Below are 23851 nucleotides of genomic sequence, written 5' to 3' on the forward strand. Positions count from 1 at the left end.
GATTATGGAGAACTTTCACCGGATCGTCAACAGGTTTTTATCACTTGCTTAACCTGCCCACGCCGCTGAAGCCCTCGCCAACAAAGGCTTCCCGCCTCTCCGCGCCCCGGCGTCCGGAGCACGAAAGAGCGGAATTCTAGTCGCCGCCATTGCGACTTGCAAGCGATATTTTGACGCTCCAAGTGCAACCTGCTTCAAAAACACCTCGACTCACGCAGTCGCATGCGCGCGCATCGCCCGTTCGACGACGGCCAAAAAGTGGTCGATCCCCGGCGTCGCGCGATCCTTCTCTTTCGCGCGATCGTCCCATCGGCGCAAACGCATCGCGTCCTCCGCGTACGGCTTCTGCGTAAATGCCTGCGCCTCTTCCCTGCTAAAGATCCCGCCCTGCAACTGCAAGCTTCGCACCGAATCGGCGGAAAGCTGGCCGAAATACGTGGCGTCGATCGCGCATAGGCAGCGCTTTGCGTCGACATGCAGACGAATCGGCTCCAGCACCGCATCCGACAACACCGGTCGCAAAAACGGCAAGGCGAAATACTGATGCAGATCGTCGACACCCCGTTCCGTCGGCGTTTCCCCTTGCAGGTTCAGCAGATGTCCGAGGTCGTGCAAAAACGCCGCGGCGACCAGTTCGTCGCTCGCGCCTTCCGCCTCCGCCAGCGCGCCGCTCTGCAACGCGTGCTCGAGCTGCGTCACCGGCTCGCCGCTATACGCGAGGCTGCCGTACCGCTCGAAAAGCACACGGATATCGTCGAGACTCAATGCCACGGGTCACTCCCAAGGTAATGAAAACGTCTTCAGATTGGTAAAGCTCTTCATCGCTTCCTGAACGCCTTCCTTGTAACCAAGCCCGGAATCCTTGATGCCGCCGAATGGCGTCAGCTCGATCCGGTAGCCCGGCACTTCCCACACGTTGACGGTCCCCACGCGCAGTTCGTTAATGAAACGCGTGATCGCGTCCTGCCGGTTCGTACACACGCCCGACGACAGCCCGAACGGCGTCCCGTTACTGATACGGATCGCGTCGTCGAGCGTGTCGAACGCGATGATCGGCGACACCGGCCCGAAGGTTTCCTCGCGCACGAGCGTCATCGACGGATCGACGTTGTCGAGCACGGTCGGCGCATACAGGGCGCCGCTGCGCTCGTTGCCAATGCGCAGGCGCGCGCCCGCGGCCACCGCCTCGTTCACGCGCGCCTCGAACAGCTGTGCGGCGGCGGCGTCGATCACGGTGCCCATCTGGTTCGACGCATCGAACGGATCACCGAACGTCCACGCACGCGTCTTCTCGACGACCCGCTCCGTGAACTCCGCCGCGACGCGCTGTTGCACGAGCATCCGCTTGACCGCCGTGCAGCGCTGCCCCGAGTTCTTGTACGAGCCTTGCACCGCGAGCGTCGCCGCAGGCTCGAGATCGGCGTCGTCGAGCACGATCAGCGGGTCGTTGCCACCCAGCTCCAGCACGACGCGCCGATACCCGGCCTTCGCCGCGATGTATTTGCCGATCGCAACACCGCCGGTAAACGTAACGAGTTCGACCGACGCGTGCGTAATAAACTCCTCGGCGATTTCGCGCGGATCGCCGGTCAGCACCTGTAGCATCGGCGCGGGCAGCCCCGCCTCATACAGCAGATCGGCCAGATAAAGCGCCGACAGCGGCACCTTCTCAGACGGCTTCACCACCACGCGATTATTCGTCGCGATGGCCGGCGCGACCTTGTGCGCGACCTGGTTCATCGGATGATTGAACGGCGTGATCGCGACGATCACGCCCGCGAGCGGTTCGCGCTGCGAGAACACCCGACGCTTTTTGCCATGCGGCGTCAGATCGCACGAGAAACTCTGAGCGTCGTCGCGCAACGCCTCGAATGACGCAAAGCGGAACACGTCGGCGACGCGACCGATCTCGTAGCGCGAATCCTGCTTCGACAGCCCCGACTCCAGCGAGATCAGATCCGACGCCTGTTCGATGCGCTCGCGCAGCAGCACCGCCGTGCGCTCCAGAATCTGCGAACGCTCGTAGCGCGACAGCGTCGGCCGATACGCGAGCGCGTAGTCGAACGCGGCGCGCACATCGTCGATGCTGGCGAGCGGCACGGTGCCGACACGCATGCCGGTGTAGGGATCGAATACGTCGAGCGTGCGGGCGCGCGTCGCGCGCTCGCCGCGCAGCCGCAGCGCTTCTACGCGGAACGCCGGATGGTCCCGCAGCACCGGGTTCATGATGTCGACACGCGATTGAGCGCGACGTCGAAGATATCGAAGTTGCGCAGCCGCTTGCCTTCGTTGCCGCTGGCCGTTGGCTGAACGCGCCGGTTGAACAGCAGCGGCACTTCCTGCTCGGAAATCCCGCCATGCGAGCGCAGCGGCACGGTGAGGCCGGACAGGTCGTGCTCGTCGCGCCGCGTGCCGAGCACGACATGCTTCGTGCCGATCACGACCAGATCGCCGATGCGATCCTCGGGCAACCCGAAGCGCGCGCATGCTGCGTTGCGGTCGAGCACGACTTCGATTCCCGGCAGGCGGCCGATCCGCACAATCACCGACGCCGCATCGAGCTCGCGCGGCAGATAGACGGTCGCGAACGAACCCAGCGCGCCATGATGCACGACGTACGGATCGGTGATCGGCAGAATCACGCGCGTCGTCGATGCGCCGAGCCAGTCGTCGAGCAAGTCCTGCACATAGATCACGTTCGGCTCGCCGGTTCGCGGATCGTGCTTCGCGTTCATGCCGTGGTCGGCGGTCAGGCCGATCACCCAGCCGAGCGCGTCGAGCTTCGCGAGATAGCCGTCCATCATCGCGTAGAACGCGTTCGCGCCTTCGGTGCCGGGCGCCCATTTGTGCTGGATATAGTCGGTCGTCGACAGATACATCAGGTCGAGCTCGCGCGTCTGCGCGAGCCGCACGCCGGCCGCGAACACGAATTCCGACAATCCCGCGCTATACACGTCCGGCAACGGCAGACCGACCAGACCGAGCACATCGTCGATGCCGTTTTCCTCGACCGTCACCTTGTCGGCTTTCTCCGCCGAAAAGCAGATGCCCTTCAACTGCCAGCCGAGCAGTCCGCGCAGTTTGTCCTTCGCGGTGACGACGGCGACCGCGGCGCCCGCGTCGGCGGCGGCCGCGAGCAGCGTGGGCGCGCGCAGGTAGGCGGGGTCGTTCATCATCACCGCCGCGCCCGCGCCGTTGTTCGCGTCGGTGTCCCAGAAGTAGTTGCCGCAGATGCCGTGCACGGACGGCAGCACGCCGGTCACGATCGACAGGTTGTTCGGGTTCGTGAACGACGGGATCACGCAGTCGCCGCGAAACGCCGCGCCGCCCTCGAGCATCGAGCCGATGAAAGGCGCGACACCGGCCGCGACCGCCGCTTCCAGATACTCGAACTCGCAGCCGTCGACACAAACGGCGACCGTCGGTTGCGAAGGCAGACGATAGCTCCGGCCGTTGACTTCGATCGTGCGTTGCTCGGCGTGTGTCATCGCGTGGTCTTCCATTACAGGGGTTGTCATTGCCAAGGCCTCATCGCCCGCGCGAGCCGGCCGCGCCCGCGGTTGCCGGGATGCGCCGCTCGTGCACCGCATCACCCGCCGCGTCGTACGCCGCATGGGCGCGCTGCAAGCCGCCCTGCACATGCGCGCGCATCAATTGCGCGGCCTGTTCCGCATCGCGTGATGCAAGCGCGGTCAGAATTGCGCGGTGCTCGGCGAGCGAGCGCGCCATCGCATCGCCTTCTACGACCAGCGCCGCTCGCCGAAACAGGCTCAACTCGCTGACGAGCCTGCGATATGTGTCGTACAACTTCGTGTTACCCGCCGCCGCGACCAGCGCATCGTGAAACGCGACGTTGGCGCGCGCATACGCATCGGGATCGTGCGACGCGAGCGCGGCGCGCATCGCATCGACGCAATCGCGCAGCACCGCGAGCTTGCCCGCATCGATGCTGGCCGCGAGCATCCGGCACGCCGCCTCTTCGAGCACCGCGCGCACCGCGTAAATCTCGTCCGCTTCCGCGAGCGACACCGTCCGCACGAACACGCCGCGATTCTTCTCGGTCCGCACCAGCCCCGCCTGCTCCAGCGCGCGAAACGCCTCGCGCACCGGCCCGCGCGACACCTGCAAGCGCGCCGCCCAATCGGCTTCGTTGAGCTTATCGCCCGGCGCCAGCGTGCCGTCGACGATATACCTCTCGATCTCGTCGCGCACCAGCGTCGTCAGCGAATGGCGGCGCACGACCTCGATCGGATCGACGGAAGCGGAGTGCATATATTCGTTCACTTTGACAAATTTCGCCACATCGCATCGGATGTCCACCGTTGGGCGTGCGCGCTTCAGATCAAGGAAACCGCCCGCCGATCAGCCGGGTCAGCCCGGTCAGTCGATCCGGCGACGCGGAGCACGCGCCGCGATCAGCAGCAGCGCGACCAGCGAGACCAGCAGCAGAATCAGCGACAGCGCGGAAGCCGGCAGGTAATAGCCGCGCTCCACCTGCCCGACGACGACGATCGGCACCGTCGCGAAGCCTGGCGGATACACGGTCAGCGTCGCACCGAGTTCGCCGAGCGACAGCGCAAAACCGAGCGCGAGACTCGCGCGGATCGCCGGCACCAGTTGCGGCAACACGACACGGCGCAGCACCATCGACGGCGGCGCTCCGAGGCTCGCGGCCGCTTCGCGCAGCACGGTCAGCTCCGGGCGCAGCGCGGCGGCCGCACAGCGATAGCAGAACGGCAGCACCAGCGCGAGCTGCACGAACACGACGATCGCCGCCGAGCTCGACAGATCGAGAGGCCGTTTGTGATACGCGATCAGCACCGCGAGGCCGAGCACCACACTCGGCACGCCGTTGGGCATCATCGCGATCGTGTCGACGATAGCGCCGAGGCCGCGCCGGTCGCGCCCTTCGAGCGCGAGCGCGAGCCACAAACCGAGGATCGTGCCGAGCACCGCGACGCCCATGCCGACTTCGAGGCTGGTGGTCAGCGCGTCGAAGTCGCTCGAGCCGAGGCGCTCGAACCAGCGCATGCTGAAGCCGTCGGGCAGGATCGTGCCGGACCAGTGCGACGCGACGCTCGACAGCGCGACGACCAGCACCGGCAGCACGAACAGCCAGAAGCACAACAGCGCGGCGAAACCGAGAAAGAGACCGCCGAGCAGTCGCACGACGAGGCTGTGCCGCACGGGCCGGCCCTTCTTGTGCATGACCGGCAGCACGGTCGGATCGAGTTCAACGGCCATGACCGGCTCCTTTCACCTTGCGACTATTGACGCGCCGGTACAACGCGTACAGCGACAACGACATCAGCAGCATCACGACCGCGCCGGCGGCGGCGGTCGGCAGATCGAGATCGACGGTCGCGGCGCTATAGATCGCGACCGGCAGCGTGATCAGATGGGCGCTGCCGAGCACCAGCAGAATGCCGAACTCGTTCAACGTCAGCAGAAAACACAGGATCGTGCCCGCTGCGATACCCGGCCACGCGAGCGGCAGGATCACCTTGAACGCGACCATCAGGCCGTTCGCGCCGAGGCTGCGCGCGGCTTCGATCAGCCGCTGGTCGAGCAGCGCGAACGATGCCAGCGTCGGACGCACGACGAACGGCGTATAGAACACCACTTCCGCGAGAATCACGCCACCGATGCCGAACAGAAAGTCGAGCGGCGGCGCCTGCAGATTGAACAGCCGCTGCAGCCCGATGCTCACCGAGCCCTGCGAGCCGTACAAAAAGATCAGCGTGAAAGCGACCAGAAACGACGGGAACGCGACGAACAGCTCAAGGAAGCGCGTGACCATTCGCGCGCCCGGAAACGGCTTGAAGAACAGCAGCGACGCGAGCGCCACGCCGAGCAGCGACGCCAGGCTCGCGCTCGCGAACAGGATGCCGAGCGTGGTGCCGATCACGCCGCGCGTTTCGGGGTTGCCGAAGAACGTCACGTACGCGTGGCCCGACAGGCCGTGCGCGCCGGTCAGACTCAGCGTCACGAGCCGCACCAGCGGATAGATGACGAGCGGTCCGAGCACCACGACCGCAATGAACAGCAGATGCCATTGCGCGAGGCGCTCGCGCCGCCTCACCGCGGCCGCATGCGCCGCGGCGCTCGCCAGACGGCGTGCGGCGGCGGCTTCGAGCTCGGCTTGCGCGGCAAGGTCGAGCGGATTGGACGTATCAGGGCTTGATAAGGACGACATCGCCAGCCTCGTAACGCAGGGAAACACGCGCGCCCTTCTCCGGCGTCATGCCGAGGCTGCGCTGCATCGTGACGAGCACGGGATCGTTCGGCAGCGCATCGAGCACGACCGATACCGACAAGGCCGCGCCATACCACTCGACCGACGCGATCGCGCCATGCAACTGCCCCTCGCCGAGCGGCACGATGCGCAGCGCCTCGGGACGCAGACACGCGACACGTTCGCGCTCGTTGTAGCGCGCGTCGTCCATGCTGAACGCGACCTGCGGCGGCAGCAGGTTGGCCGCGCCGAGGTAGCGCGCGACGAAACCGTCGACCGGCGTGTCGTACAGCTGCTGCGGCGTGCCGAGCTGCGCGATGTGGCCATCGCGCATCAGCAGCGTGCGGTCGGACAGCACGAGCGCGTCGTCCTGATCGTGCGTCACGCAGACGATCGTGAGATTCGGCAGGCGCTCATGCAGCGCCTTCAGTTCGGAACGCACCGACGCGCGCAGATTCGCGTCGAGCGCGGACAGCGGTTCGTCGAGCAGCAGCACGTCGGGTTCGATCACGAGCGCGCGAGCGAGCGCCACGCGCTGCTGCATGCCGCCCGACAGTTGCGCGGGCATCACGTGACCGGCGTCGCCGAGCTGCACGAGCTTCAGCGCCTCGGCGACGCGGCGCGCGACGTCGCGCGCCGGAATGCGCCGTGCGCGCAAACCGAACGCGACGTTCTCGAATACCGTCAGATGCGGAAACAGCGCGTAGCTCTGGAACAGCAGTCCGAGGTTGCGCTTGTGCGGCGGCACGTGCGTCAGATCGCGGCCGGCCACCGTCAGCGTGCCGGCCAGACCGTCGGCCTCGATGAAGCCCGCGATGAAGCGCAGCAAGGTCGTCTTGCCGCAGCCGCTGCGGCCGAGCACGGTGAGCAACTCGCCGCGCTGGATGGTCAACGACAGATCGTCGAGCACCGTGCGCGCGCCGAAGCGCACCGTCAGGTGATCGATCTGCACGCCGCCCGGCGCGGCGGCGCCCGGCGCGTCCAAACGCGCGGCGTCGAGCGCTTCCAGCGGCGCGCCAGGCGCGGTGGGGTGAGCGAGACTGGCCGTATTCACCGGGGTCGTCCTCCAACAGAATTAATGCTGATGCGGCGCCGCGCAGTAGCTGCGAAGCGCCGCCTGAATCGACAACGTCAAACGTTGCTTATCTGAGTCACTTACTTCGGCTTGACCACTTCGGTCTCTTTGCCCGACGAACCGATCACGTCGCTCTTCCAGCGCGCGGTCCAGTCGGCCTTCTTCGCCATCACGTGATTCCAGTCGACCGGAATCAGCTTGACGCCGCTGATCGCCTGCTTGACCGTTTCGCCGTTCTTGCCGGCGAGCGGCACGTCGCTGCGACCCGGAATGCCGAAGATGTCCGGCACCTTCGACTGCACTTCCGTCGACATCAGATAGTCGATCAGCTTCTTGCCTTCGGCCTGGTTCGGACCGTTCTTGATCAGCCCGATCGCGTACGGCAGCTGGAACGTGGTCGGCTGACCGCCGGGCGTAGCGGCGAGGAACACCGGCTTCAGAGACAGGCCGCCGTTGGCCGCGTCGTCGAGATCCATCTGCAGATCGCCGTTGGCGACCGCGATCTCGTTACGCGATAGCAGCACGTCGAGATAGCCCGTGCCCTTGGTGTGGAACTTGGCGCTCTGCTCGAGCTTCTTCAGATAGTCGAACGCCTGGTCTTCGCCCATCAGCGACGAAGTCAGGATGATCACCGCCATGCCGTCGCCGGCGGTCGCCGGATTGGAATAGGCGACCTTGCCGGTGAAGTCCGGGTGCAGCAGGTCCGCGAACGTCTTCGGCTGATTTTTCGTGACTTCGGGGTTGATCGCGAACGAGAAGTAGTTGTTCACGAAGGTCGCCCATGCGCCGTTCGGCGCCTTCGCGATGGCCGGCACGTTCTTGTAGTTGGCGCTCCGGTACGCCTGCAGCAGACCGTTCTGGTCGGCCTGCTGGATGAACGGCGGCAGCGTGACGAGCACGTCGGCCTTCGGCTGGTCCTTCTCGATGGTCGCGCGGTTCACGACTTCGCCGCTGCCCGCCGTGACGATATTGACCTTCACGCCTTCCTTCTTTTCGAAGGCCGGCAGCACATCCTTGTACAGATTTTCGAGGCCGTCGGCCGTGTACAGCACGACGGCGTCGGCCGCATGAGCCTGCATCGCGGCACCGCCGAACGCTGCGGCGGCGACCAGCACCGGCAGCAGTTTGCGCGCGAGACCGGCCGCGGCGTCAAGGGAATTCGTCTTTTTCATGTCGCTCTCTCCGAAAGGCTAAAAACCAGACGGTCGGGATAACCCATACCTGTGGTGATTGAACGGCGGCACGCGCCGCTTGGCGTTGCCCGCTGCGGTTGCCGCGCCGGTCTGTCGTGGATTGCAGATTGCCGACAACTTTGCCGCTTCTCGCCCACCCTGACTGACAGCGCGCATCCGACACCCGCGCTGCCTGACGCGCCTGAGCGGGCACGGGAAGAATCACAGGTTTCGATGACACGGCCGTGACGATTTTGCCGAATTCCAAAAAAAGACACAAATTGCCAATTCAAGCCAACCGATGGGATTCGTCGCGCCGCCCAAAAATGGAACTCCGCGCGCCGGTCCCGTGTGGATCGTACATGGCGAAAACGACGATGTATGCACGCTGCATCGACGAAATTGCGAAGGCGGGCGCTGCTCGCGGACGCGGCGCTCGCGCGGCGCGCTGGCCGTGCTCGTAGCGTTCCCCGCGGTTACTTCTGCTGCGGTGTATGCGGCCCTGATAACGGCGCGTATTGTGCCCGGCCGTTCCAATATCTGGAGCGAAACCCGCGGCTTTTTTTAGTTAGATTTTGGCGGGTGCGGAATGGCGTTCAGCGAAGGAGCCGTCTCACGCGATCAGAATCTCCGGACCATGCGCGGTGATCGCCTTGCCAAGCGCGCGCTCGGGCGCCAGTTCGGTGACCAGATACCGCGCCGACTCGATCCCGTTGATGCGCACCGGCGTCACGCGTCCGAACTTCGAATGATCGGCGACGACCACCACCAGGTCGGCCGCGGCGATCATGCGGCTGCGCACTTCGGCCGCCATGCGGCTGTAGTCGGTCAGATAGCCGTCCGGGGAGATCCCGCCCGCGCCGATGAACGCGAAATCGGCGTGGTACTGCGTGATCTGGTGGACCGTGTCGAGTCCGAAGGTCGCGTCCTCGATATCGGACAGCTCGCCGCCGAGCAGCGTCACGCGATTGTCGTTGCGTCGGCCGAGCAGCAGCGCGATGCGCCAGTCGTTCGTGTAGACCGTCAGCCGATGCCGGTCGAGCAGCGCGCGCGCGACGGCCTGCGTGGTACTGCCCGAATCGACGATCAGCGATGCGCCGTCCGGCACGAACTCGGCCGCGCGCTCGCCGATCGCACGCTTCGCGCCCGCGTTCTCGGCTTCGCGCGTATCGAGATCTGGCTCGCGCCGATCGCTCGACAGCGCGCCGCCGTGGGTCGTCACGAGCAGGCCGCGGCCGGCCAGTGCGTTGAGGTCGCGACGGATCGTTTCGCGCGATACGTTCAGTTCGCGCACCAGTTCAGCGACCGACAGCGCGCCGTTCTTTGCGACTTGCGCGAGGATGTATTGATGACGTTGTTCTGCGAGCATCTGTGCGCCGTGGTTGAGGAAGGCCGCCGTATTGTATTACGCGTATTGCGCGTTGTTGGCGCGGGCGCGCAGGTTGCGCTCATGGCGAGTTCATCGCGCGCTCATGGCGCGCCAAGGTTGCTGCGAGCCGCCCCTTGCGCGCGAACCCGCCCGCCGCCGCGCCGACCTGCTAACCTTGACGGCTGGACTCTTCGGGCCATGCGGCGAACGCCACGCCGCCGCCCGGCCGAGTCCCGCACAACGCCTCGCCCCTCAACCGAACCGCCGATGCCGCCACTGTTTCGCCGTCTACTGCTGCTGTTCCATGCGCTGCGTTACGGCGCGCGCCTGATCTGGCTCGCCGCCCCGCCAGACCACAAGCTGCATTGGATGGTCGAGCTGATCGGCCGCGTGCATGCGTCCGAGCGCAGCGGCGCGCAGTTGCATGGCCTGCTGCCGGCGCTCGGTCCGCTCGCGAGCCGCTTCGCACAGACGCTGGCCGCTCGCCCAGAGCTCGCGAGCGGCACGCTGCATGACGCGCTGGACGCCATCGATCACATCGAAGCACCGCTGTCGCCGGACGACTCCGCGCTGGCTTTGACGCGCGCGTTCGGCCGGCCGCTCGGCGAACTGTTCAGCGCGGTCGACCTCGTGCCGGTGCGCAGCGGCTTTGCCGAGCAGACCCATTTCGCGCGGCTCGCGGTGCCGCTCAAAGGTCACCACGAGGTCGCCGTCAAGCTCGTGCGCGCGCAACAGTTGCAACAGATTGGCGATGAGCTCGCGCTGTTGCGCTGGGTCGCGCGCTGGCTCGAAAAGCTGTCGCGCGTCGCGCGCCGGCTGAAGTTGCGCTCGCTCGCGCAAACCTTCACCGACGACATCCTGCGCCGCTTCGACCTGCGCGCCGAAGCCGCGAACCTGAGCCAGACCGGCCATCATTTCGACGGCGACAAGCGCATCGTCGTGCCGGACGTGATCTGGGAGCTGTGCACCGACCACACGCTGACGATGCAGCGCATCAATACGCTGCCCGCGAGCGACCTGCCCGGCCTGCACGCGCACGGCATCAAGCTGGCGCCGCTCGCCGCGCATATCGTCGAGGTGGTCACCGAGCAGGCCTTCGAGCATGGCTTTTTCCACGCGACGCTCGATGCGCGCCGCGTGCGCGTCAGCCTCGAGCCGGACACGCTCGGACGCCTCGTGCTTGCGGAGTTCTCGGTCATGGCGACGCTGTCGAGCGGCGAGCGCGAGTTCTTCGTGCATGGCGCGACCGCGTTGTTCGACCAGGACTACGGGCGGCTCGCCGACATGCATCGCGAGGCCGGCCATGTGCCGGACGACACACGCCCCGAGATGCTCGAAGCCGAACTGCGCACGCGCGCCGAAGCGCACTTCGCGGCGGCGCCCGAGGATCGCTCGGCGGGTTCGCTGTTTCATCATCTGCTGCACGGCGTGCAACCGTTCGACGGTCAGGTGTCGGGCCAGCTCGCGACCGCGCAGCGCTCGTTCCAGCAGGCGGAGATGCTCGCGCGGACGCTGCATCCCGGCGTCGATACATGGAACATCGCACGCGGCGTGCTTGCCGATATCGCGCGACGCGATCTCGATCATCGCGGCTGGCTCAAGCGGCTGACACACGAACTGCCGCATCTCGCGCATATGCTGCCGCGCGTGCCGCAACTGGCGGTGCGCTATCTGCAGCAGCACGATCGCGCGGGTACGCCGCAGCAGAACGCGCAACTGCTCGCGGATCTCGCGCGCGAATACCGGCGCACGCGTTGGCTATTGTGGGCGTGCGTAGTCTGTGGCGGCGTGCTCGGAGCGGGGATGACGCTGCTCGCGTGGTGACGGTCCCGCGCGCATTGTGCAGCTTTGAACAAGACGCGCGCCGCCCGTGCGGTCAACATGGCGGCTTTTTCACACCCTCCGCCCCGATGCTCGCCACCTTTGCTGCCGCCGTGTTCGTCGTGCTGTGGTCGACCGGTTTCGTGGTCGCCCGCGCGATCACGCCTTATGCCGATCCCAATCTGTTTCTGCTGGCCCGTTTCGGCGGCACCGCGCTGATCTTCGCGCTGGCCGCGCTCGTCGCGCGCTCGGCATGGCCGACCGGACGCAACTTCGGCAAGCACCTGAGCGCCGGCGCACTGCTGCAAGGGGTCTATCTCGGCGCCGGCTACTGGGCTGTCGCGCAAGGTCTGAGCGCGGGCGTGATGGCTTTGCTCGGCGCGCTGCAGCCGCTCGCGACGGCCGCCGTTGCCGCGCCGCTGTTCGGCGAGCGCTTGTCGCGGCGCGGCTGGAGCGGCATGGCGGTCGGCCTCGCCGGCGTCGTGCTGGTGCTAGCGCCGAAGCTCGCGGCCGCGACGCCGCCCACGCACGGCAATGCGCCGGCGTGGCTGGTCGTGCTGATATCGATCGTCGCGGTGGGGGCGATCACGGCGGGCACGCTGTTCCAGAAGACCTCGCTCGCCAAGGCCGATATTCGCAGCGCGAGCGCGGTGCAGAACGTCGGCGCGGCTGTCGTCGCGGGGGTGCTGGCGCTCGCGCTCGGCGAGCATCGCTGGATCGCGTCGCCGACGCTGTGGGCATCGCTCGCGTGGGCCATCGTGATGCTGTCCGGCATCAGCGTCACGTTGCTCGTCTGGATGGTCCGGCGCGGGGATGCTTCGCGCGCGACCGCGCTGTTGTTTCTCGCGCCGCCGCTCGCCGCGCTCGGAGGCTATCTGGGGTTCGGCGAGACGCTGCTGCCCGTGCAGATTGCCGGGTTTGCGGTCGCCCTGGCTGGCGTGTTGTTGGCGAGGTCGTGAGGGGCGCCCAGGCGTCCGTCAGTCGGCCGTATCCGCGTGCGCGGGCATTTTTGCGCGCGCGACCGCACCGGGCACTGGCGACCAAGCTGGCCGGCTCTTGCGCTGCGAATCGACGACGACGATAAAACGCCCCGCCCACGGCATGATCTGCCGATCGCTTTTCAGCACCCACAAAGACTGGCCGGAATCGACGAGCTGCTGGTATTCCGCGTCGAGAATCCCGTAGTGATCGAGAAACGTGTTCAGCGACGCGGGAATCCGCACGCAGCCCTTCGAATGGCGAATACCGAGCAGCGGTTCTAGCCGATCGGGGTCGGTCGCGTGCATCTGGAAACGCATCTGCGACATGCCGCCCTTGCCCCAGCCGCGTTCGCCCTGCGCCCAGCCGAGGTCGAAAATGCGCATGTCGCGCCGGCCATAACCGCGAATGTGATTTTCGTTCTCCGTGCCCTCGGAGCGGAAATCCATGTTGTCGGGCGTATGTTCAAACACGCCGAGCGGCGTGATGAAGTGGTCGTACTCGCCAGGCCGTCCGGTGGATACCGGCGATGCGCCGATCATCTGCCAGTTGTCGGCGGGCGCTGGGCGGAAGTAAATCAGGAGCGCCTGCACGTTCGCATTGCGATCGACGAGCACCACATACTCGCCCGACAGATTGCCAAGCTCGTTCCCGTTGAGCGCCGTCTCCAGACGGTCGGCGTAAGCACGCTGCTCCGCGACGGGCAGTCTGAGCCGGCGCGTCACGTCCTGCGCGAATACGTCGCGCAGCAGAAACGCGCGGCGCGGATCGACGACGCCGGCCGCGTCGGGCGCGGCGACGGTGGCGGCGTCGATCGCGCCCAATGGTTCGCTCGCGCCATTCCACGCTTTGACCGAAGCGGTCACATTCACCGTATGCGCCGCCGATGTTGCGGATGCAGGCGACTGAGCGGTACCGGACACTGCTGCATGAACCTGCGCCGCCATCGCGCCCGCACCTGCCGATATGACCATTGCGCACATCCACGCGCAAATCCTCAGGCGGTTAAATCCAGGCTGGCCAGGCCGATCTGGGTATCTCATCGCGTCCTGAAACAAACATGATTATTATTGATTGACACGCCGGATCCCGGTGGCGTTCGCTACAAGCGATGTTACGCAGCGAATTGACGCGTGTCGATGAATATACCCTCTAACTTACGACCTCTTCAAAAACGATTGACTATTTCCCCGCAATCGACATATCCGTGAAATGCAATTAATTCGCAATTAAGCTGGTCATTGGAAAATCAGGCCACAAAAGCGAAGGACGATTTCATTCGACGAAAGATCGCCCGAATACGGCGGCACATCCCGATACTCGAGCCCTTTCAAGCGCTTTTTCTCTCGCGAGGACAACAACGATCATGGCTCCATCCGATCCCGCCGCCCGCCAGGCCCGCATCGCGGCCGAAATGCACGTCACCGCTAAATTCGACGCAAGCCGTGAAATCGAGCGCCGGGTCGATTTTCTGGCGAACTATCTGCGCAACAGCCACCTGAGAACTTATGTGCTCGGCATTAGCGGCGGCGTCGATTCGACGACGGCCGGGCGTCTCGCCCAACTCGCGGTCGAGCGTTTGCGGACTAACCATTACGACGCGCGTTTCGTCGCCGTGCGTCTGCCTTACGGAAAACAGCGCGATGAAGCGGATGCACTGGAGGCATTACGTTTCATTCGCGCCGACGAAAATCTGACTATCGATATCAAACCCGCCGCCGATGCAATGCTCGAATCGCTCGATAAAAGCGGTGTGTCGTTCAAGGACGAATCACAGCGGGATTTCGTGCACGGCAATATCAAGGCGCGCCAGCGGATGATCGCGCAATACGCGGTGGCGGGTGCGCGCTCCGGTGTCGTGATCGGCACGGACCACGCGGCTGAATCGGTGATGGGCTTCTTTACGAAGTTCGGCGACGGCGGCGCCGACGTGCTGCCGCTCGCCGGGCTCAGCAAGCGCCGCGTGCGCGCGCTCGCGCATACGCTCGGCGCGCCCGACGCGTTGGCGCACAAGGTGCCGACCGCCGACCTCGAGATGCTGCGGCCGCTTCGCCCCGACGAAGACGCGTACGGGATCCCGTACGACGCGATCGACGATTTTCTCGAAGGCAAGCCGGTCAGCGATACCGTGCGTGACGTGGTCCTGCAGTTTTACAACGCGACGCGTCACAAGCGGGCGCTGCCGTACACCCCGTTCGACTGGCAGGCGTCACCTGATGGGCAATGACGAGGCAGCGAAGCGGGCTCTCAAACGAATAAAAGCGGTGGACCTGCGCGCGACGCCGCGCATGTCCACCGCCTTCGAAAGGAATCGACGTTACTGAGCCGCCTACACCTACGGCGCTCGCTGCTCCGGCGGCGGTTCGTCGCTGAACAGATCGGCGCTCGCTTCGAGCGGCTGGCCACCCAGATGCTTGCCGTGAATCTGCCGCGCGATCACGTCGCCGACATACGGCACGCTCGCGTCGAGTTCCACCGTCGCGTAGGCGTTGGGCTTGCCGGCGTCCACCACCTCGACGTGTTTAGCGTAGTGGCCGAGTTCGCGCTTCAAGAAATCCCGCACGTCCTGCTCGCTGCACGATTCGGCGATATTGCGCACGGTCAGGTTCATGCGGACTACCCTCGCCGTGCCCGGCGCTCAGTCAGTCGGTCAGAGCTGGAGACACGCACCGGTCGCAGCGCGACACGCTGCTTCGTCTGAGGCACGGCCAGTGCGCGAAGTGCGACGACGCCGGTCGCGCCGGCCAATCCGAAAGCGAGCAATGACAAAAAGACGGCCATCGTTCCAATCTCCTGTGCAAATTTCATCCTGTTCTCAGGATAACCCGCTTCGACAGCGAACACACTGTGACGCAGTGTCGTAGGCAACGGCGAAACACCCCGGTCGATGCACTGTACCTGAATCAGTCGCGCCAATCCTGGAAAACTTCGGCTGCTTCAGCACCTTGCATGCCTGGCACGCAGACACACATCGTCAAAGGCATCCTGCGGAGGATGTGAGCAAGGCGGGCTGATCTCGCCGATCAGTTGGCCGCTTGCACGTTCGCCGCGCTCACCCACCACGCATTCTTACCGTGCGGCAGGCGGACCAGCACCGCGGAAGGATCGTCGACGCCGTCGTCGGCGATCTGGCAAACCGGCAGGCCGTCGGGCAGACGCTTCACTTCGCCGGCGGCCTCGAACAGCGCGATTCGCCGCGCATCCAGCGGGCGCAGCTGCCGATACACGTCGAAGCTGAGCGCCGCGGGCACGTCGCCGCGAATCTCCAGTTCATTGGCGCGCGCGCAATGCGCGGTCGCGGCGGCAACCGCGGCTGCGCTGCCGCTCAGGCAGCCGATCGTCAGCGCAACGGCGGCGAGGCGGGAATGGGTCATCGTGTTTCTCCGAAAAAAATGAGGTGCAGCGAACCGTGGTTCCGCGACGACTGCGGCAGCGCGCGGATGCGCTCAACGCTCGCGCTCATGCGCGTCGCCGCGCCGGTTGTCTTCGCTGTCGACGCCGTCGTCGCCAGTCGCGACGTCTAGCCGGCTCACGTCGCACGACGCCTGGCCAAAGCCCGCATACACCGCCGACCAGTTGCCGACGATCGCCGCTTGCGCCTGCGCGAGACTCAGCTTGCCTTCGCAGACACAGTGCTTGAGCATCGCCGCCGCGCGTGCCTTGCGGCGCTCGCCCCGTGGGCCGGCCCACGGCAATAGATCGAGATTGGCCGGCGCATCGGGCGATCCGCCGAGCATGATCGGCACGTGCCGGTCGAGCGCAAACGCGGCGCTGTCATCCACATCGATGCCGCGCGCGGCAAGCATGCGGTCCTTGTGCGCCATCAGTTCGTCGAACGGCGGCGCGACGGTTTCCGCATAACCGGGGCGGCAAATCGTCCGGCCGATCGATTGCTGGGTGACGCGGTCGTCGAGGACGTCGCTCGGCTGCGCGGCGGCGTCCCCGATGTGCAGCGCGAGCAGTGCGCCGACGGTTACGAACAGCGCACGATGTGTGATGCGCGCGCGCGGTCGAACCACGCTCTTGCGCCCGAGCCGCGGCGCGTTGGCCGCGTCATTGCTGCTGGTGATGTCGCGGGAAAGACCCCGCCGATGCGTGTCTGCGATGCCTGCGTTCATTCGTCTGCGCGCCGGCGGCACGCGGTAGTTCAATTCGCAAGGCAATTAAAACACATTCAATCTGGATGAGTACAAAAGCCCGACATGGCAGCGCACCGTTTGCCGGCTCGCGGCGACCGCCGCGAGCCAGAGCAGACCGGCACGACGCGACGTCGCGATGTCGCGACGCCCCGCCACCGCCGCTACTTCGCCACCCGCGCCTGCAATGCGCGGATCCGCCCGAGCGCCTGCGCGTCCGACACCGTCTCTTCGTACATCTTTGCGAGGTCGGCTTTCAGCGCGGTGCGCGAACCGCCGTCGAGATACACCATATGCCCCGATGGATAGAACCGCGCCGACAGGTTCTGCCGCACCTGCTGACTGACCAGCGGCATCTGCTGCAGGTCGAGCACGGTTTGATAGAACGGCGTGACGAAATCGAAGAACCCGTTCGCCGACAACACCTTCAGGTCGGGATTGAGCGCCATCACGGCCGCAAGGTCGCCGGCCGTGTACAGAATGATGTTGCCTGTCGAGTCGACGCCCTTCTGCGCGCCGGTCGGATCGATATGGCTGAAATCCCAGTACTTGAAGGCCTGATCGTTGAGGTCGGTGAACGACGAGTTCGACGTGTACTTCAACTGCTCGTTCAGATACACGTTCCACATCGTCGTGTAGACGCCGCTGACCGCGGTCATCGTCGGATCGTTGCCGCCGGAGTTCGGGTCGATCTTGCCGGCGATGCCGGTGTCGATCGCGGTCACGCGGCCGTCGTAAGCGCCGAGCGCGAGGCCTTGCGACTTCAGCAAGGTGGTCAGGAACAGCGAATTGCCGCGGCTGTCGTAGCCGGCGATGTCGAGGCTCCACGCGAGCAGTGTCGTTTTGTCGATGCCGGTGTATTCGCTGAGTTTTTCGACGGTCGCGGTGTCGGTGGTCGGGAACTTGCGCAGCGCGGCCAGGTAGTCGGTGCGCGCGAACTGCGCGACCTCCTCGGCGAACGTGCCGAGATCGGTGGGCCGCGGCGCGACGCCGAGTTTCTTGTGATACCACGCGTCCGCGGCCGCCGTGGGCAGCGCGCCGACCGGGTTGCCCGACTGCGTGTAATCGAGAATCGAAGACTGCAGCGTCACCCCGTTCAGATCGACGCCATCCTCGTGCAGCCGGTACGCGAGCACGCAGCTGCGCGCCGTGCCGTAGGACTCGCCGAACAGATACTTCGGCGAATTCCAGCGGTTGTTTTTGGTCAGAAACCGCTTGATGAACTGCTTGATCGAGTCCGCGTCCTGATCGACGCCCCAGAAATCGCGATTCTTCTTCGGCGCGATCGCCGCCGAATAGCCGGTGCCGACCGGGTTGATGAATACGAGGTCGCTTTTGTCGAGCAGACTGTCCGGATTGTCTTCGAGGGAATACGGCGCCGGCGGCGTGAAGCCCGGCATCGACGTCTTGATGCGGCGCGGCGCGAACGAGCCGAGCAGCACGAATACCGACGACGATCCCGGCCCGCCGTTATAGAAGAACGTGACCGGCCGCGTCTCTTCCTTCTGGTTGTCCTGCGTGAAAGCGACGTAGAACATCCTCGCCGACGGCTGCGAGCTGCTCGGATCGACGATCACCAGGTGGCCCGCGGTCGCCGTGTAGTTGATGTTGTGCCCGCCGATGGTCACCGAATGATGCGTGATCGCGGCCGTCTCGACCGTATCGGTAACCGAGTCGTCCGGGCCGTTGCCGTAGGCGACCGGGTCGAAGAACGGCTGGTCGCCGGCTTTGTGCGGGGTGCTCGTGGCGGTGGACGCGCCGGCCGAGGCCGTGGCGTGCGTGTTGTGCGGCGAATGCTGGCTACCGGAAGCTGATTCTGTATTCGTCATGATCGCTCCAAGGGTTGTTTTATTGCCGTGCGTCCTCGTTCTTACGTCTTGTTGTTGTGTGATGCGCTGTGTTGCAGACTATAGTGCGCCCGCCACCTTCCCGCCATTGGGACTGCCCAGCCCCGTGCAGGCGTCCCACCCCTTGGACGCCGCAAAACTGCCGTTGTTGCCCTCGGTGATGTCGTTGCACACGCCCGTCGCCTTGTACAGTTTCGCGTTGACGAAGCCGACCGGCTGTCCCTTCGCCGCGTTGATGCGCGCGATCAGCCCGGCCCACAGCGGCGCGACTGCGCTGGTGCCGCCTACCACCGTTTGGGTTCCGTCGACCAGCACGTCGTAGCCGGTCAACGGCGAGGCATCGCCCGCGACGTCCGGCACGCCGCGCCCGCTGAGCGGCTGGCTGCCGCCGCCCGTCGTCGCGGCCGACAAACCCTGCTGCCATGCCGGCACCGGAAACGCGGTGCTGATGCCGCCGCCGCTCGCGCCGCCCTGCGCGCCGTCGTTCCACACGACCTCGCGCGTGATCGCCGAACCGGACGCGCTCAGTTGCGTGCCGCCGCAGGCGAGCACGTACGGGCTCGACGCCGGGAAGTCGACCTGGTCGCCGCCGCCCGAGCCGTCGCTCGACCCGCTGTCGCCCGACGCCGCGCAGATCGTCACGCCGAGCGCCGCCGCCGATTGCAGCACGCTGTTGAGCGCATTCATCGACTGGCTGGTCCAGACCGACTCCGGTGCGCCCCAACTGATCGAAATGACCGACGGCTTATTGGTCGTGTCGTGCACCGCGCGGCTCACCGCGTCGATGAAGCCGGCGTCGCTGTTCTGTGTGAAGTACACGGCGATGGTCGCGCGCGGCACGAGCGCACCGACGATCTCGATGTCGAGCGTAACCTCGCCGTCCGGCCCGTTCGGGTCGCCGCTCGGGTTGTTGCCGGCCTGATCGACACCGACCGCGGTCACGGTCGGCTCGCTGACGCCGAGGCTCGAGAAATAGGTCTTCAGGTCCGACGTGTTGTAGCCGCCGCCGAGCTCGATGATGCCTACGCACTGGCCGCCGCCGTCGCCCTGCGGAAACTGGTAGAGCGACGCGAGCTGCGGCGGCGTGAACGACTCCTGCTGCGCGCGCGCCGCGACGAACGGCGGCCGGATACGGAAGTGCGGTCGCGCCTGCGGCCGGTTGTCGAGCCCTAGCACCGCCTCGACGACGCCACGCAGATCGTCCGGCACGCTGATCGTGCCGGTGCGGCCACGGAACTGGCCAGCCGTGTGGTGCTGGTAGCGTTCGAGCTTCACCTCGAACGCGCTCTGGAATTGCGCGATCGTGCCGCTCAGCAGCACCGAGCGCGCCGCCGGGTCCTCGCGCACGACGGCGAGCCCATGCGCGGCCGCAAACGCGCGGACCTTCGCGATGTCATCGGGCGCGGCGCCGTAGTCCTGGGCGAGCGCCTCGCGCGACAGCGGCTTCACGCTCGCGTCGCCGGCTTCGATGCGTTTCATCAACGCGTCGAACTGCGCCTGCTGCTGGCGGCGCAGCATCACGAAAACTTCGATCCGCTCGGCGGGATCGCATTGCCCGATGACGGTGCTGCCCTGCGCGACCTTACGCTCGCTGCCTGGCAATGGATGCTTGGTGACCATGGTGTCGACTCTCCTGTTAGCGTGGCTTCGCAGACGGTCAGCCACGCGCCTGCACGAAGCACATCGTTTGCGCGGTACGCGGCAGGGGTTGTTCAAGAACTTCGTCCAAGCGTCCGACCAAGGCATTCGAACACAGTTCCGACGCGTGCGGCAGTCGTCCGAATGGCTAATGCGCGGCGCGGATGGGACACGCTATGATGCTGGAGCGGCATTCCCGCCGTTTCAGTGCCGCGCGCGCCGCCCGCGCGCACGATCGAGAAATCAGAGGAACCCATGTCAATTTCGATGTCTCAAGCATCACTGCCTGTGCTGATTCGCGGCCTCACCAACCTGCAGGCCATCCTCGGCAAGGCCGAGGCGCATGCCGCCGCGAAGCAGATCGAACCGTCGGTGTTCACTAATGCCCGGCTCGCGCCGGACATGCTGCCGCTCGTGCGCCAGGTGTATATCGCGAGCGATACCGCCAAGGGTTGCGCGGCGCGCCTCGCCGGCGTCGAGCCGCCGAAGTTCGAGGACGTCGAGCAGACTTTCGATGAACTGCGGGCCCGTATCCAGAAGACGATCGATTACCTGAAGGAATTCAACGAGGCGCAGATCGACGGCTCGGAGAGCCGCACGATCACGCTGAAATTGCGGCCGGGGCCGATCGAGTTCACGGGAGCGTCGTATCTGTTCGGTTTCGTGCTGCCGAACTTCTTTTTCCACGTGACGACCGCGTACGACATCCTGCGTCATAACGGTGTCGAGCTCGGTAAGCTCGACTATCTGGGCGGGATGCAGCAGTAATGGGAGCGGGCGGGTCGTCGAAAGCGGCGCCCCGTTCACGCGTGCAGGCGCGGCTGGAATGCGATCACCGCCATGCCGGCCAGCGTCAGCGCGGCGCCCGCCGCGTCCCACAGAGTGGGGCGCACCTCGTCCACGACCCACAGCCACGCGATCGCGACCGCCACGTAGACGCCGCCGTATGCCGCATACACGCGGCCCGCGGCGGTGCCATGCAGCGTCAGCAGCCAGGCGAACAGCGCGAGGGTTGCCGCGCCTGGCAGCAACAGCCACGCCGAGCCGCCCTCCTTTAGCCAACGCCAAGGCAGGTAACAGCCGAGGATCTCGGCAATAGCGGTCACGACATACAGCAGGAAAGTTTTCATCGACGCACGTGAGAAGGTGGTTGTGTCGCCGCGCGTGCGCGCGGACGCTGCGCGGTCGGCTTTATTAACACAATCACCTGGCATCGTGCGCGCTGCACGTGCGACAGTCGCGCTACTTCAACTCCAACGGCCACCGGTCATGAGCATTGCGTCACCCTGTGTCGATATCTGAGCATCGCAAGAAAAATATCGAGGACCGGCCGCGGCGCGAGCGCAAGCTGAAGAAGTGAGCGGCGGGCGGCGCCGGTCGGCCGCTCACGCAGTCTCACGCCGGCCTCGAGTCTCAATCCAGCGAAAGCCGCAGCGCGAAGCCGATCAACGCAGCCGAAAACGTCCAACGTTGCAGCGTTTGCGCCAAAGGATGGGCGCGCATCCAGTTGGCGATGCGGGCGGCGCCGATCGCATACAACGCGTCGAAGCATGCGCCGATCGCGAGCAGCACGACACCGAGTTCGATCATCTGCCACGCCACCGGCCCCGCTTCCGGCCGCACGAATTGCGGCAACAGCACCGAGCAGAACAGTAGCGCCTTCGGGTTGAGCAGATTCGTCAGCAGACCTTTGACGAACGCGGTCCGCAACGGCCGCGCGCCTCTATCCGCATCGCTCGAAGGAGTGGATTCCACTCGCGACGCGCCGGCCGCTTGCCTGTCGCGTGCACCGGCGGGCAATGCGAACCCGGGCGAGCGGAAAATCTGAATCCCGATCCACGCGAGATAGACCGCGCCGGCATAACGCACCGCGTCGTACAGCCACGGCGCGTTGCGCAGCAGCGCCGCCATGCCGCACGCCGATAGCGTCACGTGCGTCGCGCGCGACACGCCGAGCCCCGCTGCGGCCGCGAAGCCGCTGCGCACGCCGCGCGCGATGCTGGTTTGCAGGATCAGCGCCATGTCGGGCCCGGGCACCGCATAAACGACGATCAATGCCGCCACGTAGACGGCCAGCAGGTGAGCGGAAATCATCGGAGCCTCCTTGTTGTTCGAGGCTCCATCTTGCTATCGAAAGCGGAGCGTTTGCTGGCGATTTTCGGCCCAGACCAATCAGCAAATAGCGGAATACGCTAAGATTTCAAGATCTAATGGCGTCTTCCCCCCAACCCGCAGCAAGCACCTTCCGATTATGTCCGCCGACGATCTCGACAAAACTGACCGCGCGATTCTCGCCGCGCTGCAAAACGACGGCCGCATGTCGATCGCGCGTCTCGCCGACATGGTCGGCCTCAGCGAAACGCCGTGCGCGCGGCGTCTGAAACGTCTGGAGAACGATGGTTACATCGACCGTTATCGCGCGGTGCTGTCGCGCGCCGGGCTCGGTCTGGGCGTGGTCGCATTCGTGCTAGTGCGCTTCGCGGTGCACGACCGCGTGGTGTCGACGCGCTTCGAGCGCGAGGTGCAGGCCATCCCGCGTATCCTGTCGTGCCACAACGTGTCGGGCAGCGCCGACTACATCCTGCAGATCGTCGCGCGCGACCTCGACGACTATGGCACCTTCATGCGCGATGAACTGCGCAGCTTGCCGGGCGTGACGTCGGTGGAATCGGCCTTGTCGTTGCGCGAAGTGAAAGCGTTTGGCGGTCTGCCGCTGTCCTGAACGCGAACGTGGCATAGTCACCCCTTTAGTCCCCTTTAGGAGCGGCGCGAGCCGCCCCGACGACCCCGGAGTTCTCATGGATCACGACAAGGCGCGAGCCGAAGAAACCGCCGCAATGGAACGCGTGTTGACCGCCACCAAGCGTGTGCAGACGGCGTTCGAGTCGCTGCAATCACAATTCCCGCCCGCAGGCAGCGGCAAACCCTCGCAATTTGCGTTGCAGACTTTCGACGCCGCGCTGCAGGAACTCGAAGACGCGCAAGCCGCGTTCGACGAACTGCTCGGCGATCTGCTCGACGGCAATCGTTGAGTGTTAGCGAGCGGCTGGCCGGCGCCCCGCCCGCCGGCTCGCATGCCTGGCGCCGCCGCCCGCGCCTCAACGCGCATCCGTCTCCACGACCGCCTCGCAGAGAATCGGAAAGTTGATCGAGTTCGCGATGTAGCACTTCTGATGCGCGACGTGATGCAGATGCATGGCCTGCTCGACGTCGCCGCCCGCGCGGATCGTCACGCGCGGGCGCAGCACGATCTGCGAAAAGCGGCCTTCGTGACCGGAATCAAGCATCGTGCCTTCGGCGTCGTCGCGATAGTCGAGCACCACGATGCCCGCGTCCGAGCACAGATGCAGGTACCACAGCTTGTGACACGCGCTCGCCGACGCGACCAGCAGGTCCTCGGGATTCCAGCGCGTCGCGTCGCCGAGAAACGCCGGGTCCGACGAGCCCGGAATGTCGGGCTTGCCGCTGGAAGAAATCACGTGGTCGCGGCCGTAGTCGCGGTAGCCGGAGGTGCCGCTGCCGCGGTTGCCGGTCCATTGCACCGATACGCGGTACTTGTGCTCGCCGTGTGCCATTCCCT

24 protein-coding genes are annotated in these 23851 nt (G+C 65.7%); 6 read left to right on the forward strand and 18 right to left on the reverse strand.

Annotated elements, in window-relative coordinates; all coding sequences use genetic code 11:
* Positions 1-210: 210 nt before the first annotated feature.
* The 9 genes from AB3X86_RS34580 to AB3X86_RS34620 form a co-directional block, all read right to left on the reverse strand.
* Positions 211-771 (reverse strand): phosphonate degradation HD-domain oxygenase, encoded by a 561-nt coding sequence (locus AB3X86_RS34580; RefSeq protein ID WP_368599430.1) that lies wholly within the window; start codon positions 769-771, stop codon positions 211-213.
* A gap of 3 nt (positions 772-774) precedes the next feature.
* Complete coding sequence (gene phnY / locus AB3X86_RS34585) at positions 775-2226, reverse strand: phosphonoacetaldehyde dehydrogenase (RefSeq protein WP_368599431.1); 1452 nt, start codon at positions 2224-2226, stop codon at positions 775-777.
* Complete coding sequence (gene phnA, locus AB3X86_RS34590) at positions 2223-3503, reverse strand: phosphonoacetate hydrolase (RefSeq protein ID WP_368599461.1); 1281 nt, start codon at positions 3501-3503, stop codon at positions 2223-2225. Before phnA ends, phnY begins: the two co-directional genes overlap by 4 nt.
* A gap of 25 nt (positions 3504-3528) precedes the next feature.
* The gene (locus AB3X86_RS34595) at positions 3529-4272 is read right to left on the reverse strand and encodes a phosphonate utilization associated transcriptional regulator (protein WP_368599432.1); all 744 of its coding nucleotides are present in this window, start codon (positions 4270-4272) and stop codon (positions 3529-3531) included.
* Between the two features lie 108 nt (positions 4273-4380).
* Positions 4381-5244, reverse strand: coding sequence for a 2-aminoethylphosphonate ABC transport system, membrane component PhnV (gene phnV, locus AB3X86_RS34600; RefSeq protein ID WP_176105646.1), 864 nt, complete (start codon positions 5242-5244; stop codon positions 4381-4383).
* The gene (locus AB3X86_RS34605; RefSeq protein WP_368599433.1) at positions 5234-6196 is read right to left on the reverse strand and encodes a 2-aminoethylphosphonate ABC transporter permease subunit; all 963 of its coding nucleotides are present in this window, start codon (positions 6194-6196) and stop codon (positions 5234-5236) included. Before AB3X86_RS34605 ends, phnV begins: the two co-directional genes overlap by 11 nt.
* Positions 6174-7289 (reverse strand): 2-aminoethylphosphonate ABC transport system ATP-binding subunit PhnT, encoded by a 1116-nt coding sequence (gene phnT / locus AB3X86_RS34610; protein WP_368599434.1) that lies wholly within the window; start codon positions 7287-7289, stop codon positions 6174-6176. The genes AB3X86_RS34605 and phnT overlap by 23 nt, the downstream gene beginning before the upstream one ends.
* 101 nt (positions 7290-7390) lie before the next feature.
* Positions 7391-8482: a 2-aminoethylphosphonate ABC transporter substrate-binding protein gene (phnS, locus tag AB3X86_RS34615; protein ID WP_368599435.1), complete on the reverse strand. Its 1092-nt coding sequence runs from the start codon at positions 8480-8482 to the stop codon at positions 7391-7393.
* Between the two features lie 613 nt (positions 8483-9095).
* Positions 9096-9851 carry a DeoR/GlpR family DNA-binding transcription regulator gene (locus AB3X86_RS34620; RefSeq protein WP_176105641.1) on the reverse strand — a complete coding sequence of 252 codons (756 nt, stop codon included), beginning with the start codon at positions 9849-9851 and terminating at the stop codon, positions 9096-9098.
* A gap of 267 nt (positions 9852-10118) precedes the next feature.
* On the opposite strand from AB3X86_RS34620, the gene AB3X86_RS34625 reads away from it, so the two are divergent.
* Entirely contained in the window at positions 10119-11675 is a 1557-nt protein-coding gene (locus tag AB3X86_RS34625) for an ABC1 kinase family protein (RefSeq protein WP_368599436.1), read from the forward strand.
* An 86-nt stretch (positions 11676-11761) separates the two neighbouring features.
* A complete protein-coding gene (locus tag AB3X86_RS34630; protein WP_368599437.1) occupies positions 11762-12631 on the forward strand; it encodes a DMT family transporter in 870 nt (289 codons plus the stop codon).
* 18 nt (positions 12632-12649) lie between these two features.
* On the opposite strand, the gene AB3X86_RS34635 is transcribed toward AB3X86_RS34630, so the two are convergent.
* Positions 12650-13633, reverse strand: a complete 984-nt coding sequence (locus tag AB3X86_RS34635) for a L,D-transpeptidase (RefSeq protein WP_368599438.1) — start codon at positions 13631-13633, stop codon at positions 12650-12652.
* A 383-nt stretch (positions 13634-14016) separates the two neighbouring features.
* On the opposite strand from AB3X86_RS34635, the gene nadE reads away from it, so the two are divergent.
* Entirely contained in the window at positions 14017-14877 is an 861-nt protein-coding gene (gene nadE / locus AB3X86_RS34640) for an ammonia-dependent NAD(+) synthetase (RefSeq protein WP_176126070.1), read from the forward strand.
* A 108-nt stretch (positions 14878-14985) separates the two neighbouring features.
* On the opposite strand, the gene AB3X86_RS34645 is transcribed toward nadE, so the two are convergent.
* The 5 genes from AB3X86_RS34645 to AB3X86_RS34665 all read right to left on the reverse strand — a co-directional run bounded on the left by AB3X86_RS34645 (position 14986) and on the right by AB3X86_RS34665 (position 20253).
* Positions 14986-15261: an RNA-binding protein gene (locus AB3X86_RS34645; protein ID WP_176105636.1), complete on the reverse strand. Its 276-nt coding sequence runs from the start codon at positions 15259-15261 to the stop codon at positions 14986-14988.
* A 412-nt stretch (positions 15262-15673) separates the two neighbouring features.
* On the reverse strand, positions 15674-16024 hold the full coding sequence (locus tag AB3X86_RS34650) for a hypothetical protein (RefSeq protein WP_368599439.1): 351 nt from the start codon (positions 16022-16024) through the stop codon (positions 15674-15676).
* 72 nt (positions 16025-16096) lie between these two features.
* Complete coding sequence (locus tag AB3X86_RS34655; protein WP_368599440.1) at positions 16097-16768, reverse strand: hypothetical protein; 672 nt, start codon at positions 16766-16768, stop codon at positions 16097-16099.
* Between the two features lie 182 nt (positions 16769-16950).
* Positions 16951-18615 carry a S10 family peptidase gene (locus AB3X86_RS34660; protein ID WP_368599441.1) on the reverse strand — a complete coding sequence of 555 codons (1665 nt, stop codon included), beginning with the start codon at positions 18613-18615 and terminating at the stop codon, positions 16951-16953.
* A gap of 78 nt (positions 18616-18693) precedes the next feature.
* Complete coding sequence (locus tag AB3X86_RS34665; RefSeq protein ID WP_368599442.1) at positions 18694-20253, reverse strand: protease pro-enzyme activation domain-containing protein; 1560 nt, start codon at positions 20251-20253, stop codon at positions 18694-18696.
* Positions 20254-20526: 273 nt separating this feature from the next.
* On the opposite strand from AB3X86_RS34665, the gene AB3X86_RS34670 reads away from it, so the two are divergent.
* The gene (locus AB3X86_RS34670) at positions 20527-21039 is read left to right on the forward strand and encodes a DUF1993 family protein (protein WP_368599443.1); all 513 of its coding nucleotides are present in this window, start codon (positions 20527-20529) and stop codon (positions 21037-21039) included.
* Positions 21040-21074: 35 nt separating this feature from the next.
* On the opposite strand, the gene AB3X86_RS34675 is transcribed toward AB3X86_RS34670, so the two are convergent.
* Together AB3X86_RS34675 and AB3X86_RS34680 are read right to left on the reverse strand one after the other, a co-directional pair.
* Positions 21075-21401, reverse strand: a complete 327-nt coding sequence (locus AB3X86_RS34675; RefSeq protein WP_368599444.1) for a YnfA family protein — start codon at positions 21399-21401, stop codon at positions 21075-21077.
* 283 nt (positions 21402-21684) lie between these two features.
* A complete protein-coding gene (locus AB3X86_RS34680; RefSeq protein ID WP_368599445.1) occupies positions 21685-22365 on the reverse strand; it encodes a LysE family translocator in 681 nt (226 codons plus the stop codon).
* Positions 22366-22522: 157 nt separating this feature from the next.
* Here AB3X86_RS34680 and AB3X86_RS34685 point away from each other — a divergent pair, with 157 nt between their 5' ends.
* Positions 22523-22993: an Lrp/AsnC family transcriptional regulator gene (locus tag AB3X86_RS34685; RefSeq protein WP_176105629.1), complete on the forward strand. Its 471-nt coding sequence runs from the start codon at positions 22523-22525 to the stop codon at positions 22991-22993.
* Positions 22994-23069: 76 nt separating this feature from the next.
* A complete protein-coding gene (locus AB3X86_RS34690) occupies positions 23070-23303 on the forward strand; it encodes a hypothetical protein (RefSeq protein ID WP_368599446.1) in 234 nt (77 codons plus the stop codon).
* Positions 23304-23369: 66 nt separating this feature from the next.
* On the opposite strand, the gene AB3X86_RS34695 is transcribed toward AB3X86_RS34690, so the two are convergent.
* Positions 23370-23846: an OsmC family protein gene (locus AB3X86_RS34695; protein ID WP_368599447.1), complete on the reverse strand. Its 477-nt coding sequence runs from the start codon at positions 23844-23846 to the stop codon at positions 23370-23372.
* Positions 23847-23851: the final 5 nt, after the last annotated feature.

Origin of the sequence: Paraburkholderia sp. BR14374, assembly GCF_040948685.1 — a bacterium.
In the GTDB taxonomy this organism is placed as follows: domain Bacteria; phylum Pseudomonadota; class Gammaproteobacteria; order Burkholderiales; family Burkholderiaceae; genus Paraburkholderia; species Paraburkholderia youngii.

Bases quoted from the DNA above. Each gene is read 5' to 3' on its own strand.
- AB3X86_RS34660 (WP_368599441.1), bottom strand. From the start codon at position 18,615: ATGACGAATACAGAATCAGCTTCCGGTAGCCAGCATTCGCCGCACAAC.
- phnA (WP_368599461.1), bottom strand. From the start codon at position 3,503: ATGGAAGACCACGCGATGACACACGCCGAGCAACGCACGATCGAAGTC.
- AB3X86_RS34620 (WP_176105641.1), bottom strand. From the start codon at position 9,851: ATGCTCGCAGAACAACGTCATCAATACATCCTCGCGCAAGTCGCAAAG.
- AB3X86_RS34595 (WP_368599432.1), bottom strand. From the start codon at position 4,272: ATGCACTCCGCTTCCGTCGATCCGATCGAGGTCGTGCGCCGCCATTCG.
- AB3X86_RS34630 (WP_368599437.1), top strand. From the start codon at position 11,762: ATGCTCGCCACCTTTGCTGCCGCCGTGTTCGTCGTGCTGTGGTCGACC.
- nadE (WP_176126070.1), top strand. From the start codon at position 14,017: ATGGCTCCATCCGATCCCGCCGCCCGCCAGGCCCGCATCGCGGCCGAA.
- phnV (WP_176105646.1), bottom strand. From the start codon at position 5,244: ATGGCCGTTGAACTCGATCCGACCGTGCTGCCGGTCATGCACAAGAAG.
- AB3X86_RS34645 (WP_176105636.1), bottom strand. From the start codon at position 15,261: ATGAACCTGACCGTGCGCAATATCGCCGAATCGTGCAGCGAGCAGGAC.
- AB3X86_RS34685 (WP_176105629.1), top strand. From the start codon at position 22,523: ATGTCCGCCGACGATCTCGACAAAACTGACCGCGCGATTCTCGCCGCG.
- phnY (WP_368599431.1), bottom strand. From the start codon at position 2,226: ATGAACCCGGTGCTGCGGGACCATCCGGCGTTCCGCGTAGAAGCGCTG.
- AB3X86_RS34650 (WP_368599439.1), bottom strand. From the start codon at position 16,024: ATGACCCATTCCCGCCTCGCCGCCGTTGCGCTGACGATCGGCTGCCTG.
- AB3X86_RS34675 (WP_368599444.1), bottom strand. From the start codon at position 21,401: ATGAAAACTTTCCTGCTGTATGTCGTGACCGCTATTGCCGAGATCCTC.
- AB3X86_RS34695 (WP_368599447.1), bottom strand. From the start codon at position 23,846: ATGGCACACGGCGAGCACAAGTACCGCGTATCGGTGCAATGGACCGGC.
- AB3X86_RS34605 (WP_368599433.1), bottom strand. From the start codon at position 6,196: ATGTCGTCCTTATCAAGCCCTGATACGTCCAATCCGCTCGACCTTGCC.
- AB3X86_RS34665 (WP_368599442.1), bottom strand. From the start codon at position 20,253: ATGGTCACCAAGCATCCATTGCCAGGCAGCGAGCGTAAGGTCGCGCAG.
- phnS (WP_368599435.1), bottom strand. From the start codon at position 8,482: ATGAAAAAGACGAATTCCCTTGACGCCGCGGCCGGTCTCGCGCGCAAA.
- AB3X86_RS34670 (WP_368599443.1), top strand. From the start codon at position 20,527: ATGTCAATTTCGATGTCTCAAGCATCACTGCCTGTGCTGATTCGCGGC.
- AB3X86_RS34655 (WP_368599440.1), bottom strand. From the start codon at position 16,768: ATGAACGCAGGCATCGCAGACACGCATCGGCGGGGTCTTTCCCGCGAC.
- AB3X86_RS34635 (WP_368599438.1), bottom strand. From the start codon at position 13,633: ATGTGCGCAATGGTCATATCGGCAGGTGCGGGCGCGATGGCGGCGCAG.
- AB3X86_RS34690 (WP_368599446.1), top strand. From the start codon at position 23,070: ATGGATCACGACAAGGCGCGAGCCGAAGAAACCGCCGCAATGGAACGC.
- AB3X86_RS34680 (WP_368599445.1), bottom strand. From the start codon at position 22,365: ATGATTTCCGCTCACCTGCTGGCCGTCTACGTGGCGGCATTGATCGTC.
- AB3X86_RS34625 (WP_368599436.1), top strand. From the start codon at position 10,119: ATGCCGCCACTGTTTCGCCGTCTACTGCTGCTGTTCCATGCGCTGCGT.